At 52.4% G+C, this 15,114-nt stretch carries 15 protein-coding genes; 6 read left to right on the plus strand and 9 right to left on the minus strand.

The window, feature by feature from the left end; genetic code table 11:
* The first annotated feature begins 47 nt into the window (after window positions 1–47).
* Together iadA and dcuC are read left to right on the plus strand one after the other, a co-directional pair.
* Complete coding sequence (gene iadA, locus SK38_RS19460) at window positions 48–1,181, plus strand: beta-aspartyl-peptidase (RefSeq protein ID WP_048236845.1); 1,134 nt, start codon at window positions 48–50, stop codon at window positions 1,179–1,181.
* A gap of 10 nt (window positions 1,182–1,191) precedes the next feature.
* Window positions 1,192–2,658: a C4-dicarboxylate transporter DcuC gene (gene dcuC / locus SK38_RS19465; protein ID WP_003025006.1), complete on the plus strand. Its 1,467-nt coding sequence runs from the start codon at window positions 1,192–1,194 to the stop codon at window positions 2,656–2,658.
* Between the two features lie 44 nt (window positions 2,659–2,702).
* Here dcuC and glmM read toward each other — a convergent pair whose 3' ends face one another.
* The 4 genes from glmM to rlmE form a co-directional block, all read right to left on the minus strand.
* Window positions 2,703–4,040: a phosphoglucosamine mutase gene (glmM, locus tag SK38_RS19470; protein ID WP_008785919.1), complete on the minus strand. Its 1,338-nt coding sequence runs from the start codon at window positions 4,038–4,040 to the stop codon at window positions 2,703–2,705.
* Entirely contained in the window at window positions 4,033–4,881 is an 849-nt protein-coding gene (gene folP / locus SK38_RS19475) for a dihydropteroate synthase (RefSeq protein ID WP_048225717.1), read from the minus strand. Before folP ends, glmM begins: the two co-directional genes overlap by 8 nt.
* A gap of 98 nt (window positions 4,882–4,979) precedes the next feature.
* A complete protein-coding gene (ftsH, locus tag SK38_RS19480) occupies window positions 4,980–6,914 on the minus strand; it encodes an ATP-dependent zinc metalloprotease FtsH (protein WP_003025013.1) in 1,935 nt (644 codons plus the stop codon).
* 99 nt (window positions 6,915–7,013) lie between these two features.
* Entirely contained in the window at window positions 7,014–7,643 is a 630-nt protein-coding gene (rlmE, locus tag SK38_RS19485) for a 23S rRNA (uridine(2552)-2'-O)-methyltransferase RlmE (RefSeq protein ID WP_003025015.1), read from the minus strand.
* Window positions 7,644–7,768: 125 nt separating this feature from the next.
* On the opposite strand from rlmE, the gene yhbY reads away from it, so the two are divergent.
* Complete coding sequence (yhbY, locus tag SK38_RS19490) at window positions 7,769–8,062, plus strand: ribosome assembly RNA-binding protein YhbY (RefSeq protein WP_003025016.1); 294 nt, start codon at window positions 7,769–7,771, stop codon at window positions 8,060–8,062.
* Window positions 8,063–8,215: 153 nt separating this feature from the next.
* On the opposite strand, the gene greA is transcribed toward yhbY, so the two are convergent.
* Window positions 8,216–8,692 carry a transcription elongation factor GreA gene (gene greA / locus SK38_RS19495; protein ID WP_003025019.1) on the minus strand — a complete coding sequence of 159 codons (477 nt, stop codon included), beginning with the start codon at window positions 8,690–8,692 and terminating at the stop codon, window positions 8,216–8,218.
* A 248-nt stretch (window positions 8,693–8,940) separates the two neighbouring features.
* Between greA and dacB the strand changes: the two genes are divergently transcribed.
* The gene (gene dacB, locus SK38_RS19500) at window positions 8,941–10,374 is read left to right on the plus strand and encodes a serine-type D-Ala-D-Ala carboxypeptidase (protein ID WP_032945109.1); all 1,434 of its coding nucleotides are present in this window, start codon (window positions 8,941–8,943) and stop codon (window positions 10,372–10,374) included.
* Between the two features lie 105 nt (window positions 10,375–10,479).
* On the opposite strand, the gene cgtA is transcribed toward dacB, so the two are convergent.
* The 4 genes from cgtA to rplU all read right to left on the minus strand — a co-directional run bounded on the left by cgtA (window position 10,480) and on the right by rplU (window position 13,349).
* Window positions 10,480–11,652 (minus strand): Obg family GTPase CgtA, encoded by a 1,173-nt coding sequence (gene cgtA / locus SK38_RS19505; RefSeq protein WP_048236848.1) that lies wholly within the window; start codon window positions 11,650–11,652, stop codon window positions 10,480–10,482.
* Window positions 11,653–11,667: 15 nt separating this feature from the next.
* Complete coding sequence (locus SK38_RS19510) at window positions 11,668–12,633, minus strand: DMT family transporter (protein WP_032945110.1); 966 nt, start codon at window positions 12,631–12,633, stop codon at window positions 11,668–11,670.
* Window positions 12,634–12,760: 127 nt separating this feature from the next.
* Entirely contained in the window at window positions 12,761–13,018 is a 258-nt protein-coding gene (gene rpmA, locus SK38_RS19515) for a 50S ribosomal protein L27 (protein WP_003025030.1), read from the minus strand.
* A gap of 19 nt (window positions 13,019–13,037) precedes the next feature.
* Window positions 13,038–13,349 carry a 50S ribosomal protein L21 gene (rplU, locus tag SK38_RS19520; protein WP_003025032.1) on the minus strand — a complete coding sequence of 104 codons (312 nt, stop codon included), beginning with the start codon at window positions 13,347–13,349 and terminating at the stop codon, window positions 13,038–13,040.
* A gap of 258 nt (window positions 13,350–13,607) precedes the next feature.
* Between rplU and ispB the strand changes: the two genes are divergently transcribed.
* Window positions 13,608–14,579, plus strand: a complete 972-nt coding sequence (ispB, locus tag SK38_RS19525; RefSeq protein ID WP_003839953.1) for an octaprenyl diphosphate synthase — start codon at window positions 13,608–13,610, stop codon at window positions 14,577–14,579.
* A 220-nt stretch (window positions 14,580–14,799) separates the two neighbouring features.
* A complete protein-coding gene (gene sfsB, locus SK38_RS19530; RefSeq protein ID WP_003025035.1) occupies window positions 14,800–15,084 on the plus strand; it encodes a DNA-binding transcriptional regulator SfsB in 285 nt (94 codons plus the stop codon).
* Window positions 15,085–15,114: the final 30 nt, after the last annotated feature.

Here is a 15,114-nt window from a genome sequence, read left to right on the forward strand (position 1 = left end):
TTCGTTTCACCTGCCGACTCTCACCCTCGACGTTTGACAGGACCGCTATGTTTACTTTATTGACCAATGCCCGTGTTTTTTCTCCTGAGGATTTAGGCCTCTGCTCCCTGCTCATTCATGCCGACCGAATTGTGGCGGTAGAAAAAGATATTTCATTGTTTGATGGCATCAACGAGGTCATCGATTGTCGGGGTAAATGGGTTATCCCTGGTATCATCGATCAGCATGTTCATCTTACCGGTGGCGGTGGTGAAGCCGGATTTGCCAGTCGGACGCCCGCCGTCAAGCTGCGCGATCTGATTCAGGCGGGTATTACCACGGTGGTTGGCGTGTTAGGCACCGATGCCATTTCCCGTTCGCCCAAAGATCTCTACGCTAAAATGCAGTCTCTCAACCTTGAGGGATTACGCGCGTTTATGCACACGGGAGCCTACGCCGTTCCCAGCCCAACTATTACGCGATCCATCCGCGATGATATGGCCTTCATTCCGGCAATTCTTGGTGTAAAAATCGCCCTCGCCGATCACCGCGGTTCTTACCCCTCTTTCCAGGAGTTGCTGAGGATAGTGAGCGATATTCGCATCGCTTCCCTGCTGGCTGGGAAAAAGGGCTTGCTGCATGTGCACCTGGGGAATCTGCCGGAAGGGATGTCGCAACTTATTGAGCTGTGTGATGCGGGTATTCCGATTCACCATATTTCACCGACGCATGTTGCGAGAACTGAACCCTTGTTCGAACAGGCGATTGCTTTCGCCCATCGCGGCGGCCATATCGACGTTACGTCCGGTGGCAGTCGTTTTATGCCTCAGGAGCAAGCGATTCTCCACGCACTCGAAGCACAGGTTCCGGCGGAGCGCATCACGATCAGTTCTGACGGCAATGGCAGCGTTCCGCGCTTTAACGCTCAGGGTATCGTTGAAGGTTTAAGCGCGGCACCGGTCGCAGGCAATCTTAACCTGCTTCCTCGCCTGATTGATGTCGGGATTCCGGTGCCACAGGCCATCGCGATGCTGACGGCAAACGTTGCGCGCTCGCTGGGGATTTCCGGGGGCGTGCTCTGCGCCGGAGAACGTGCCGATATCTGTGTACTCAATGATGACCTCTCGCTGGCCCATCTGTTTGCCGCAGGTAAACCGTTGCTGCGGGATGGCGAGTGCCTGGTTACCGGCAACTTCGAGTAAGGGGGCAAGAATGTCATTGCTACTAGCGCTAATCGCCATCATTTTTGCCGGACGTCTGATCCTCAAAAAATATCACCCCCAGTCGGTACTGTTATTGACCGGGATTGTGCTGTTGCTTATCGCGCATTTTAGCGGAATGACCTCACTCAGTGGCCTGGTGAAAAAGAGCACCGGATTTGGCCCCTTTGACGCCTTTGAGTTTATTCGCGATACCCTGAGCGTGCGTCTCGGCGGCCTCGGACTGCAAATTATGCTGATTGGTGGTTTTGCCACCTACATGTCAGCCATTGGCGCAAGCCAGGTACTGGTTCGGGTGACGTCTCGTCCTTTGCAACGGCTGAACTCGCCATATCTGCTGCTGGGGCTGGCACTGCTATTGGGTCAATTCCTGTCGCTGTTTATCAGCAGCGCCACCGGATTGGGTCTGCTGCTGATGGCGACGCTTTACCCGCTGCTTACCCGTCTTGGCTGTAGCCGCGCCGCGGTTGCCGCCGTTATCGCCAGTACCTGTGCGGTTGAGTTTGGCCCCGGCTCCGGCAACTCTGTTCTCGCCGCCAAAACCGCAGGCATCGAGGTCGTGAACTATTTCGTGCAGGATCAGTTGCCGATCGTTGTGCCCGTCATTCTTTTCATCGCCCTGCTGCATATTGTTGTGCAACGCTTTTTTGACCGTCGGGAAAGTGGCGACAATGCAGCTCAGCAAATGCAGACATTAACGGCGACTGATGAAGCCGACGCACCTATCGCCTGGCTGTTTCTGCCCATGCTGCCGCTGGTATTGATGCTGGTGTGCAGCGATTTAGTATTCAGCTCTCTCAAGATCACGCTGGATACCGCCGTACTGATAAGCCTCGCTATTACGCTGGTTTGTGAGTACTGCCGTCATCGCAAGGCGCGCGAGGTGATGGCTGGCGTACAAAAGGTTTTCGACAGCATGGGCAGCGTTTTTGCCACCGTCGTGACACTGATTATCGCCGGTGAAGTCTTTTCCGCCGGACTGAAAGCCATTGGTGCCGTTGACGCACTGTTGTCACTTTCCGGTGAATTTGGCCTCAGCGCCGCCTCTATTATCCTGCTGATGACCCTGATCACCTTCGCAATTTCAGCGCTGATGGGCTCCGGGAATGCGGCATTTTTCTCCTTCGCACCCATGGTGCCGGATATCAGCCGTCATATCGGTAGCGATATCGCTGTCATGATGTTGCCTATTCAGATCTCGGCGGGTATTGGTCGTACGCTATCGCCCATCGCCGGCGTAATCATTGCTATCGCAGGGATTGCAGGTGTCTCGCCTGTGGATATTGTTAAGCGTACCGCGATTCCGATGCTGGGCGGTTGGCTACTGATGATTGCGTTAACCTTTGCCCGGTCTGGGCATCTGCTGGCGGTTCTGCCGTGGCTGGCAGTCCTTGTGCTACTGATGGTCGGTGGTTACTTCTGGCAGCGCCGACGTAAACAGCCGCTTGCCGTACAGTAAAAAAAAGCCGGAGTCTCAGACTCCGGCTTTCACTTTCTTCGGAATTACGCCGCTTTCACAGCATCGGCAATACGGTGGGCGAATTCAGTCACCTGCGCTTCGTCTTCACCTTCAACCATCACACGAATTAACGGTTCGGTACCAGACTTACGCAGCAGGACGCGTCCACGGTTACCCAGCGCCGCTTCCACTTCCGCCATCACCGCTTTCACATTTTCATGTTCCAGTGGATCGCCGCTACCTGCTGTGTATCGTACGTTAACCAGCAGCTGTGGGAACATTTTCATGCCGCTGCACAGGTCGTGCAAGCTCATATGGTTGCGTACCATCGCCGCCAGCACCTGCAGACCCGCCACGATACCGTCACCAGTGGTGGTTTTGTCCAGCAGGATCACATGACCTGAGTTTTCGGCACCGATACGCCAGCCTTTTTCCTGCATTTTTTCCAGCACATAGCGGTCGCCAACTTTTGCACGGGCAAACGGAATACCCAGCTGTTTCAGCGCCAGCTCGAGGCCCATGTTGCTCATCAGCGTACCTACCGCGCCACCGCGCAGCTGACCCTGACGCAGGGCTTCACGGGCGATGATGTACATGATCTGATCGCCATCGACCTTATTACCTTCGTGGTCAACCATAATGACACGGTCGCCATCGCCATCCAGCGCAATACCCAGATCGGCTTTTTCCGCAATCACGCGCGCCTGCAGAGCACGGACGTCGGTGGCGCCGACTTCTTCATTGATATTCACACCGTTTGGCTCACAGCCAATGGCAATCACGTTTGCACCCAGTTCACGCAGTACATTTGGCGCAATGTGGTACGTCGCACCGTTAGCGCAATCCACCACAATTTTAAGCTCATTCAGACTCAGTTCGTTCGGGAAGGTGCCTTTGCAAAACTCGATATAGCGACCGGCAGCATCAACGATACGCGTGGCTTTACCCAGTTCAGCGGAATCCACGCAGGTGATCGCTTTTTCCATTTCGGCTTCAATGGCTTCTTCCACTGCATCCGGCAGTTTAGTCCCGTCGGTAGAGAAGAATTTAATCCCGTTGTCATAGTACGGGTTGTGCGAAGCGGAGATAACAATCCCGGCCTCAGCACGGAAGGCGCGCGTCAGATACGCAACGGCGGGTGTTGGCATTGGCCCTGTGAATGAGGCTGAGAGTCCGGCGGCAGCCAGGCCCGCTTCCAGCGCAGACTCCAGCATATAGCCGGAAATACGCGTATCTTTACCGATAATAATTTTACGTGAACCATGACGAGCAAGCACTTTCCCTGCAGCCCAGCCCAGCTTGAGCACAAAGTCAGGAGTAATTGGGGCATCGCCTACGCGACCGCGGATCCCATCAGTGCCAAAATATTTACGATTACTCATAGCGTTTTTTTTCCTTTGCAGACAATGTGGCTTCCACCACACGCATCGCTTCTACGGTTTCTTTGACGTCATGGACACGAACGATCTGCGCCCCCTGCATTGCGGCAATCACCGCGCACGCAAGGCTACCGCTCAGGCGTTCAGATGGCCCCACATTCAGTAACTGGCCAACCATTGATTTTCGTGACATCCCAACCAGCAATGGCAGATTAAAATGATGAAACTCAGACAAACGTGCCAGTAATGTGTAGTTGTGAGTGAGATTTTTACCGAATCCGAATCCGGGGTCGAGCAACAATTTATCTTTTGTGATTCCAGCCCGCTCGCAACGTGCTATTTGCTCAACAAAGTAACGGTTTACCTCAGCAAAAACATCCTCATACTTTGGTGCTTCCTGCATGGTTTTCGGCTGCCCCTGCATATGCATCAGGCAAACCGGTAATCCGGTCTCCGCTGCGGCTTCCAGCGCTCCAGGCTCCGAGAGTGAGCGAATATCATTGATGATATGCGCGCCAACTCTGGCGCATTCGCGAATCACTTCGGGTTTTGAGGTATCGACCGAAATCCACACTTCAAAACGCTGGGCAATCGCCTCGACCACTGGGATCACTCGCTGCAACTCTTCTTCCACACTCACATCAGCCGCGCCCGGACGCGTGGACTCACCGCCCACATCAATGATAGTCGCCCCGGCGTTAATCATCAGGTTTGCGTGTTTTACCGCCTCAACCAGAGAGTTGTGCGCTCCACCATCGGAAAATGAGTCTGGCGTGACGTTCAAAATCCCCATGACGTGCGGATGGCTGAGATCCAGTGAAGAACCCTGAGCAAAGAGTTTCATAGTTTTATCCCTGGTAAAATCTTGAATATGCAGATAAGAAAAACCCCGGAGCAAGCCCCAGGGTTTTCAATTAAAACACGGTCATCATCAACGATAACTTATTTGTCGCCCAGTTGCTCTGACATAGTGCCAGAGTCCGGCGCACGCGGTTCATCAACCGGACGCGGTGCACTCGGTTTGCCGGTGCTGCCAGAGTTATTGTTAGAAGAACCCGGTTCTTCCCAACCCGCTGGCGGACGCACGTCGCGGCGAGCCATCAGATCGTCAATCTGCGGCGCATCGATGGTCTCATATTTCATGAGCGCATCTTTCATCGAGTGCAGAATGTCCATGTTTTCGTTCAGCAAACGACGTGCACGGTCATAGTTACGCTCAATCAGCAGCTTAACTTCCTGATCGATAATGCGAGCGGTTTCATCGGACATGTGTTTCGCTTTCGCCACAGAACGTCCCAGGAACACTTCGCCTTCTTCTTCAGCGTACAGCAACGGACCGAGCTTATCGGAGAAGCCCCACTGAGTAACCATGTTACGCGCCAGGTTAGTCGCGACTTTAATGTCGTTCGACGCACCGGTAGAAACATGTTCAGCACCGTAGATGATCTCTTCCGCCAGACGGCCACCGTACAGTGTGGAGATCTGACTTTCCAGTTTCTGACGGCTGGCGCTGATTGCGTCGCCTTCAGGCAGGAAGAAGGTCACACCCAACGCACGACCGCGCGGGATAATCGTTACTTTGTGCACCGGATCGTGTTCCGGTACCAGGCGACCGATAATCGCGTGGCCAGCTTCGTGATACGCGGTAGATTCTTTCTGCGCTTCCGTCATCACCATGGAGCGACGTTCCGCACCCATCATGATTTTGTCTTTCGCTTTTTCGAACTCAACCATCGACACTACGCGCTTGTTGCCACGAGCAGCAAACAGCGCCGCTTCGTTCACCAGGTTCGCGAGGTCCGCACCGGAGAAGCCAGGTGTGCCACGTGCAATGATTGCCGCATCGATATCCGGAGACAGCGGTACGCGACGCATATGCACTTTCAGGATCTGTTCACGACCGCGAACGTCTGGCAGACCAACCACAACCTGACGGTCGAAACGGCCTGGACGCAGCAGCGCAGGGTCAAGAACGTCCGGACGGTTAGTTGCCGCGATAACGATAATACCTTCGTTACCTTCGAAGCCGTCCATCTCAACCAGCATCTGGTTCAGCGTCTGTTCACGTTCATCGTGACCACCGCCCAGACCTGCGCCACGCTGGCGACCTACGGCGTCGATTTCATCGATGAAGATGATGCACGGTGCCGCTTTCTTGGCTTGTTCGAACATGTCACGCACACGAGATGCACCGACACCCACGAACATTTCCACGAAATCAGAACCGGAAATTGTGAAGAATGGAACCTTCGCTTCACCTGCGATAGCTTTCGCCAGCAGGGTTTTACCCGTACCCGGAGGACCAACCATCAGGACGCCTTTCGGGATTTTACCGCCCAGTTTCTGGAAACGGCTCGGTTCGCGCAGATACTCAACCAGCTCAGCGACTTCTTCTTTTGCTTCGTCACAACCCGCAACGTCAGCAAAAGTCGTTTTGATCTGATCTTCCGTTAGCATGCGCGCTTTGCTCTTGCCGAACGACATGGCACCTTTGCCACCACCGCCCTGCATCTGACGCATGAAGAAGATCCAGACACCAATCAGCAGCAGCATTGGGAACCAGGAAATGAAGATAGAAGCCAGCAGGCTCGGCTCTTCAGGTGGTTCGCCAACAACCTTGACGTTTTTGGTCAGCAGGTTATCAAGCAGCTTCGGATCGTTAACCGGGATGTAGGTCGTGTAACGGTTACTATCTTTCTTGGTAACGTTAATCTCACGTCCGTTGATCTTCGCTTCACGAACCTGGTCCTGATTGACCTCTTGCAGGAAGGTAGAGTAATCAACCTTACGGCCATTAGACTCGCTGGGCCCAAAGCTCTGGAATACTGACATCAGCACAACGGCAATGACCAGCCAGAGAATTAGGTTTTTCGCCATGTCACTCAAGGGATTAACCTCATATTACAACTGTGTTAAAAACAGCGTCAGGATACTCTATATCCAGTTTCTTTCAAACTTTCGTTTGAAATCTGCCGGTTATGGTTTACGCCCGGTCGCTACAATATACACTTCACGCGAACGGGCGCGAGAAGAGTCCGGCTTACGAACTTTGACCTTCGTAAACAGGGAGCGAATCTCTCTTAGATACTCATCGAAGCCTTCGCCCTGGAACACCTTCACTACAAAACTACCACCTGGCGCTAATACATCACGAGCCATTCCAAGCGCCAGCTCTACCAGATACATGGCCCGGGGAATATCCACCGCCGGTGTTCCACACATATTTGGCGCCATATCAGACATGACAACTTGTACTTTACTGTCACCTACGCGTTCAAGTAACGCTTTCAGGACTAATTCATCACGAAAGTCGCCCTGAAGGAAGTCCACACCAACGATTGGATCCATAGGTAAAAGATCGCAAGCGATAATGCGGCCGGTGTTGCCGATCTGCGTAACTGCATATTGCGACCAGCCACCGGGTGCAGCACCGAGATCAACTATTGTCATCCCCGGTTTAAAAATTTTGTCACTTTGCTGTATTTCATCAAGTTTAAACCAGGCACGGGAACGTAACCCCTTTTTCTGCGCCTGTTGAACATATTTATCGCTAAAGTGTTCCTGAAGCCAGCGACTCGAGCTGGCAGAACGCTTTTTACCTGTCATTTCACATTCCCAAAGGGCAGTTCATCGTAACCAATGGTGTAAATTTCTACACAGCTATTTGGTGATATATGGGAGATGGCGGTAGAATGACCCGTTTTCAATCCCAACGTAAGCAAAAATATACGATGAATCTGAGTACTAAACAAAAACAGCACCTGAAAGGTCTGGCACATCCGCTCAAGCCTGTAGTTATGCTTGGCAATAATGGTTTGACCGAAGGGGTACTGGCCGAGATTGAACAAGCGTTAGAGCACCATGAACTTATCAAGGTGAAAATCGCCTCGGAAGATCGCGATACTAAAACCTTGATCGTGGAAGCTATCGTACGCGAAACCGGCGCCTGCAATGTACAGGTCATCGGCAAAACGCTGGTACTGTATCGCCCGACTAAAGAACGTAAAATCTCGCTGCCACGCTAAGAATATCCCAAAGTTGCACACGAAGTTTGTGTAAAACGCGGGGTTTTCCGCTAGCAGGAGAGCAAAATGCCACGCTCTCTTCGTTGATAAAAGGCCGCTATGCGGCCTTTTTCCTTTCTTTACAATGTATCAACATCTTAACCAAGATGCGAATTACAGGTATTCTACCTTCGTCACTTCATATTCCACTTCGCCGCCCGGCGTTTTGATAACTACGACGTCATCCTGCTCTTTACCGATCAGGCCACGAGCGATAGGCGAGTTCACTGAAATCAGGTTCTGTTTAAAATCGGCTTCATCATCGCCGACAATACGCCAGGTCTGCTCTTCATCGTTATCGAGATTCAGAACGGTAACCGTCGCACCGAAAACAACGCGGCCATTGTTCGGCATTTTAGTAACGTCGATTACCTGCGCGTTGGACAGTTTAGCTTCGATATCTTTAATGCGTCCTTCGCAGAAACCCTGCTGTTCGCGCGCCGCGTGATACTCCGCGTTCTCTTTCAGGTCACCGTGCTCACGCGCTTCAGCGATAGCGGCAATAATTTCAGGACGGCGCACAGATTTCAGAAAATCCAGCTCTTCGCGCAGTTTTTCAGCACCACGTAAGGTCATCGGGATAGCTTGCATTTGTTATACCTCTTGAACATTCCTGTAGGGGGTAGTTGCTCTCACCCCGGCTGCTAAGCCCACCCTGGCGTGTGTCATACCAGAGTCAGAAGCAAAAAAATACCGACCCGGGGCTCAAGGTCCCAGGTCAGCTACAATTCTCTATTTGATGATCATTTTACCCTGGAGTTCCTTATGGGTCATCGTTTACTTTTTGGGGCGTTGCGCCGTAGTATGACGGCCTGTTTCCAGGTTGTTAGCGCGAGATTATGCGATTTTCCAGATTTACCATCGGATTGACTGCCAGTATAGCGTTCAGCGTTCAGGCTGCGAACGTCGACGAGTATATCAATCAGCTCCCTGCCGGGGCCAACCTCGCCCTTATGGTACAGAAGGTTGGCGCTCCTGCACCCGCTATTGATTTTCATAGCCAGCAGATGGCGCTGCCCGCCAGTACCCAGAAAGTAATCACCGCGCTGGCGGCATTGATTCAGCTCGGGCCTGACTTTCGTTTTACCACCACGCTTGAGACCAAAGGCAGCGTGGAAGGCGGCGTATTGAAAGGTGACTTAGTGGCACGATTTGGTGCCGATCCGACGCTAAAACGCCAGGATATTCGCAATATGGTGGCAACCCTGAAAAAATCAGGTGTGACGCAAATTGCCGGGAATGTCCTGATCGACACCTCTATTTTTGCCAGTCATGATAAAGCGCCCGGCTGGCCCTGGAACGACATGACGCAGTGTTTTAGTGCACCGCCCGCAGCGGCTATTGTCGATAGAAACTGTTTCTCAGTTTCACTCTACAGCGCGCAAAAACCCAACGATCTCGCCTTTATTCGCGTGGCATCTTATTACCCGGTCACCATGTTCAGTCAGGTGCGTACTCTCGCCCGAGGTTCTGCGGAAGCGCAATATTGTGAACTGGATGTAGTTCCCGGCGATCTCAACCGCTATACGCTGACCGGATGCCTGCCACAACGTGCCGATCCGCTGCCGCTGGCGTTCGCCATTCAGGACGGTGCCAGCTATGCCGGGGCAATTATCAAAGATGAGCTAAAACAAGCAGGTATCACCTACAGCGGTACACTGCTGCGGCAGACGTTGGTCAACGAACCAGGAACGGTGGTCGCCAGTAAGCAGTCTGCGCCGCTACATGACCTGCTTAAGATTATGCTGAAAAAATCGGACAACATGATTGCCGATACCGTTTTCCGTATGATTGGTCATGCCCGATTTAACGTGCCGGGCACCTGGCGGGCGGGTTCTGACGCCGTGCGCCAGATTTTGCGTCAGCAGGCAGGCGTCGATATCGGCAACACTATTATTGCCGACGGTTCTGGCCTCTCCCGCCATAACCTGATTGCCCCAGCGACCATGATGCAGGTGCTGCAATATATCGCTCAACACGATAACGAGCTGAACTTTATCACTATGCTGCCGCTGGCGGGCCACGACGGCTCTCTGCAATACCGTGCGGGTCTGCATCAGGCTGGTGTGGATGGCAAAGTATCGGCGAAGACAGGCTCGCTGCAGGGGGTTTATAACCTCGCAGGTTTCATCACCACGGCAAGCGGCCAACGCATGGCATTCGTGCAGTATTTATCTGGTTATGCGGTAGAGCCAGCTGACCAGCGCAATCGCCGTATTCCGTTGGTGCGCTTCGAGAGCCGGTTGTACAAGGATATTTATCAGAACAACTAAATGGGTAATTTGATTGCCGGATGGCGGCATTAACGTGCCTTATCCGGCCTACAGTGAGACATGGAAACAAAAACCCCGGCAACATGGCCGGGGTTTTTAATGCGATTAACGCTTGTAGATGAACTCAACGCCTTCTTCGTCGTCTTCGTCCCAATCGTCATCCCAGTCATCTTCCGCTTCGTCTTCGACTTCAGCGAGCTGCTGGCGGTGATAATCATCCCACATGAACTCAACTTTCTCTGGCTGTTTCGCTTCTTCAGCCTGAACAATCGGGTTCTCGATGATAAAGGTCATCACATCCCAGCAGAGATCTTTCACGCCCAGTTGGCTGGCGGCAGAGATCAGGTAATATTTACCTTCCCAACCCAACGCTTCGGCGATCGCTTTCGCTTTCTCTTCCGCTTCAGCCTTGTCCATCAAATCAATTTTGTTGAACACTAACCAGCGCGGTTTAGATGCCAAATCCTGGCTGTATTTTTCCAGTTCGCCAATAATGATACGGGCGTTTTCAACTGGATCAGAGCCATCAATCGGATCGATATCGATGAGGTGAAGCAGTACACGGCAACGTTCCAGGTGTTTCAGGAAGCGGATACCCAGGCCTGCGCCTTCAGCCGCGCCTTCAATCAGTCCCGGAATGTCGGCAACCACGAAGCTCTTTTCGTTGTCCATACGCACCACGCCCAGGCTCGGCACCAGGGTGGTAAACGGATAATCAGCGACTTTCGGCTTCGCCGCGGACACCGCACGGATAAACGTCGATTTTCCGGCGTTTGGCATGCCCAGCATACCCACGTCCGCCAGCAGCATCAGCTCCAGCATCAGTTCGCGCTTATCACCCGGCGTACCCATTGTTTTCTGACGCGGAGTACGGTTAACCGAGGATTTGAAACGGGTGTTGCCCAGACCGTGCCAGCCACCTTTAGCGACCATCAGACGCTGACCGTGTTTGGTCATGTCGCCCATGGTTTCGCCCGTGCCCTGATCGATAACACGCGTACCAACAGGTACTTTAATGGTAACGTCTTTGCCACGCTTACCGGTGCAATCACGGCTCGCGCCATTCTGACCACGTTCCGCACGGAATGATTTTTCAAAACGGTAATCGATCAGTGTGTTCAGGTTTTCGTCGGCTTCCAGCCAAACGTCACCACCGTCACCACCATCACCACCGTCCGGACCGCCTTTTGGGATGTACTTTTCGCGGCGGAAGCTGACGCAACCATTACCGCCATCACCTGCAACGACCAGAATCGATGCTTCATCAACAAACTTCATTTTACTCTCCGTAAATCATTCGCCTGAGCGGGGTTGCGAAACCACCGTTTCATGCTTACGTAAACCGCCCCAAATTCGATGACCAATGGCGGAATACATCGCGCCCGCAACCACGATAAACGCACCGAGATAACCTAATAGGTTTAGCATCGGTCTGGCGAAGAAATCGGGCCAGGCCAGTGATAATAAATCTGAAAATAACAACGTAAACAGCGGTGTGAGCGTGATAAGAGCGCTCACCTGCGCCGCCTGCCAACGCGCCATCGCTTCCGCGAGAGCGCCATATCCTACCAGCGTATTCAGGCCGCAGAATACCAGGCATGCCAGCTGCCAGTCGCTGAGCTGCGTGATGACACCGGGTTTAGCCAGCGGCAACAACGCAATCGTACATAAAGTGTACAGTAAAAACAGGATCTGCGGTGATGCCAGGCGGCGCAATAACACCTTTTGCGCGACCCCATAGCTCACCCAGACCATCGCCGCACCGACACCAAAGATAACGCCCCAGGTGTAATCGGTGAGTCGGGTAAAAATTTCGATCAGACTGGTATTAAAAAACAGGACCAGTCCGCTCAGAAGCATAATGGCGCCAATCACCTGCGTACCGCGCATCTTTTCTTTCAGGATAAAGACGCTGGCGATCATCATACCAACCGGTGACAGCTGACCGATAACCTGCGAAGCCGTTGGGCTCAAATACTGCAAGGATGAACTAAACAGAATGAAGTTACCGAACAACCCACCGGTTGCGATAGCCAGCAACACCAGCCAACGCGCTTTGCGAAAAATACGCAACGGAGGGAGCTTTTTTTTAACCGCAAGAATAGCGCCAAGGCCAACGCTTGCCATTAAAAAACGGTAGAACACCACGGTAGGAGGCTCCATCACCTCCAGCACTTGCTTCATTGCTATTGGCAAAGCGCCCCAACATACTGCCGTTGTGAGTGCTAACAGAATACCAATGCCTGCCTGCTGCTTCATGCCGTATTCCCTGCAAGGGCTCGTTTCCGGGTTGTCACGGCGCGACGAGCGTATTTACCGGCCGTCGAATGTAAAAAGCCCCGCAACGTGTTGCGGGGCTTTTATCCGTTACCGGGACGCGAAAAACTTATTCAGCAACGATGCTGATGAATTTACGGTTTTTCGGGCCTTTCACTTCAAATTTCACTTTACCGTCTGCTTTAGCAAACAGAGTGTGGTCTTTGCCGCAACCAACGTTGGAGCCAGCGTGGAATTTAGTACCACGTTGACGAACGATGATGCTACCAGCCAGAACTGTTTCACCGCCGAAGCGTTTTACGCCCAGACGTTTAGCTTCTGAATCGCGACCGTTACGAGTCGAGCCGCCAGCCTTTTTATGTGCCATTTAATCTGCTCCCCTTAACTTAAGCGCTGATGCCAGTGATTTTCACATCAGTGAACCACTGACGATGGCCCTGCTGCTTACGGTAGTGTTTACGACGACGAAACTTAACAATTTTAACTTTCTCGCCACGACCGTGAGCAACGACTTCAGCTTTGATAACGCCGCCATCAACGAAAGGAACGCCGATTTTGACTTCTTCACCGTTTGCGATCATCAGAACTTCTGCGAATTCAACAGATTCGCCAGTTGCGATGTCCAGCTTTTCCAGGCGAACGGTCTGACCTTCGCTTACTCGGTGTTGTTTACCACCACTTTGGAAAACCGCGTACATAAAAAACTCCGCTTCCGCGCACACCTTTTTGATGATTCAGAGTGCGCTATAAATATTCACAATAGGGCGCGAATATTACGCAAAACGCGAGCCTTTGACAAGTGCTACCGTCAATACATGAAGAAAAAAAACACAACACGTACGGTAACGTTTATCTACGGCGTTTTTTCAGTACAATCAGCATATATTTATAACCCTAAACCCGACGTTACCTTCCCACACAGTAAGGTAATCGGGGCGAGAAGCCCGGCTTTTGCGATGAATTTAGAAAAAATCAATGAGTTAACCGCGCAAGATATGGCGGGGGTCAATGCGACAATCCTTGAACAGCTCAATTCCGACGTTCAGTTGATCAATCAACTGGGGTACTACATCGTTAGCGGCGGCGGAAAACGCATTCGCCCAATGATCGCCGTCCTCGCCGCGCGGGCCGTTGGTTACCAGGAAAATGCGCACGTTACGATTGCGGCCCTCATCGAGTTTATCCACACAGCGACCCTGCTGCACGACGATGTTGTGGATGAGTCAGACATGCGCCGTGGGAAAGCTACGGCAAATGCGGCGTTTGGTAATGCGGCCAGCGTGCTGGTTGGCGATTTTATCTATACCCGTGCATTTCAGATGATGACCAGCCTTGGCTCGTTGAAAGTGCTGGAAGTCATGTCGAAAGCAGTCAACGTCATTGCCGAAGGTGAAGTCTTGCAGTTGATGAACGTCAACGACCCGGACATCACCGAAGAAAACTATATGCGCGTCATCTACAGTAAGACCGCGCGTTTGTTTGAAGCGGCAGCCCAATGTTCAGGTATTCTGGCTGGCTGTAGCGAAGAACAAGAAAAAGGGTTGCAGGATTATGGCCGTTATCTCGGTACCGCTTTCCAGTTAATTGACGATTTGCTGGATTACAGCGCAGATGGCGAGCAGCTGGGTAAAAACGTCGGTGATGACCTCAACGAGGGTAAACCAACGCTGCCACTGTTGCATGCCATGCGCCACGGCACCCCAGAACAAGCGCTAATGATCCGCCAGGCCATTGAGCAAGGTAATGGTCGTCACCTTCTGGAACCGGTTCTGGAAGCGATGAACGCCTGTGGGTCTCTGGAATGGACCCGTCAGCGGGCAGAAGAAGAGGCTGATAAAGCCATCGCTGCGCTTCAAGTGCTGCCCGATACGCCGTGGAGAGAAGCGCTGATTGGTCTGGCACATATCGCCGTGCAGCGCGACCGTTAATTCCCTACAGCATCCTCCCTCATCCCGTGCCCTGCACGGGATTTTCTTATAAGTTCCAGTAAGAATTTACCCCCTCCAGATAATCACGCAGAACCTTGGCATATTCTGAATATACACACACTTTACATGAACATTTTAGAACATTCGTTCTTCGGGCGTTATAGTGTCGGCACAACCGATCGTGAAACCGTAAGCCGTTAACCAAAGGAGAGATGAATTGATGGAAAGCAAGCTGATTGACTGGCATCCGGCCGACATCATCGCCGGACTGCGCAAGAAAGGGACCTCAATGGCCGCTGAATCACGTAAAAATGGATTGAGTTCATCAACGCTGGCCAATGCGTTAACGAGACCATGGCCAAAAGGTGAGTTGATTATCGCCCGGGCACTGGGAACTGACCCCTGGGTGATTTGGCCGTCACGCTATCACGATGCCAAAACGCATGAGTTCATCGACAGAACGCGGATGATGAGGAGTCGCAGAGAGAAAAAGAATCCGGAATGAACATTGAGCTGTAACCCCCGGCCAACTGAA

This window comes from Citrobacter sp. MGH110 (assembly GCF_001037515.1).
GTDB lineage: Bacteria > Pseudomonadota > Gammaproteobacteria > Enterobacterales > Enterobacteriaceae > Citrobacter > Citrobacter portucalensis.

Excerpts from the sequence above, each read along its gene's own strand:
- iadA (WP_048236845.1), top strand. The coding sequence starts at position 48 with ATGTTTACTTTATTGACCAATGCCCGTGTTTTTTCTCCTGAGGATTTA.
- dcuC (WP_003025006.1), top strand. The coding sequence starts at position 1,192 with ATGTCATTGCTACTAGCGCTAATCGCCATCATTTTTGCCGGACGTCTG.
- glmM (WP_008785919.1), bottom strand. The coding sequence starts at position 4,040 with ATGAGTAATCGTAAATATTTTGGCACTGATGGGATCCGCGGTCGCGTA.
- folP (WP_048225717.1), bottom strand. The coding sequence starts at position 4,881 with ATGAAACTCTTTGCTCAGGGTTCTTCACTGGATCTCAGCCATCCGCAC.
- ftsH (WP_003025013.1), bottom strand. The coding sequence starts at position 6,914 with ATGGCGAAAAACCTAATTCTCTGGCTGGTCATTGCCGTTGTGCTGATG.
- rlmE (WP_003025015.1), bottom strand. The coding sequence starts at position 7,643 with ATGACAGGTAAAAAGCGTTCTGCCAGCTCGAGTCGCTGGCTTCAGGAA.
- yhbY (WP_003025016.1), top strand. The coding sequence starts at position 7,769 with ATGAATCTGAGTACTAAACAAAAACAGCACCTGAAAGGTCTGGCACAT.
- greA (WP_003025019.1), bottom strand. The coding sequence starts at position 8,692 with ATGCAAGCTATCCCGATGACCTTACGTGGTGCTGAAAAACTGCGCGAA.
- dacB (WP_032945109.1), top strand. The coding sequence starts at position 8,941 with ATGCGATTTTCCAGATTTACCATCGGATTGACTGCCAGTATAGCGTTC.
- cgtA (WP_048236848.1), bottom strand. The coding sequence starts at position 11,652 with ATGAAGTTTGTTGATGAAGCATCGATTCTGGTCGTTGCAGGTGATGGC.
- SK38_RS19510 (WP_032945110.1), bottom strand. The coding sequence starts at position 12,633 with ATGAAGCAGCAGGCAGGCATTGGTATTCTGTTAGCACTCACAACGGCA.
- rpmA (WP_003025030.1), bottom strand. The coding sequence starts at position 13,018 with ATGGCACATAAAAAGGCTGGCGGCTCGACTCGTAACGGTCGCGATTCA.
- rplU (WP_003025032.1), bottom strand. The coding sequence starts at position 13,349 with ATGTACGCGGTTTTCCAAAGTGGTGGTAAACAACACCGAGTAAGCGAA.
- ispB (WP_003839953.1), top strand. The coding sequence starts at position 13,608 with ATGAATTTAGAAAAAATCAATGAGTTAACCGCGCAAGATATGGCGGGG.
- sfsB (WP_003025035.1), top strand. The coding sequence starts at position 14,800 with ATGGAAAGCAAGCTGATTGACTGGCATCCGGCCGACATCATCGCCGGA.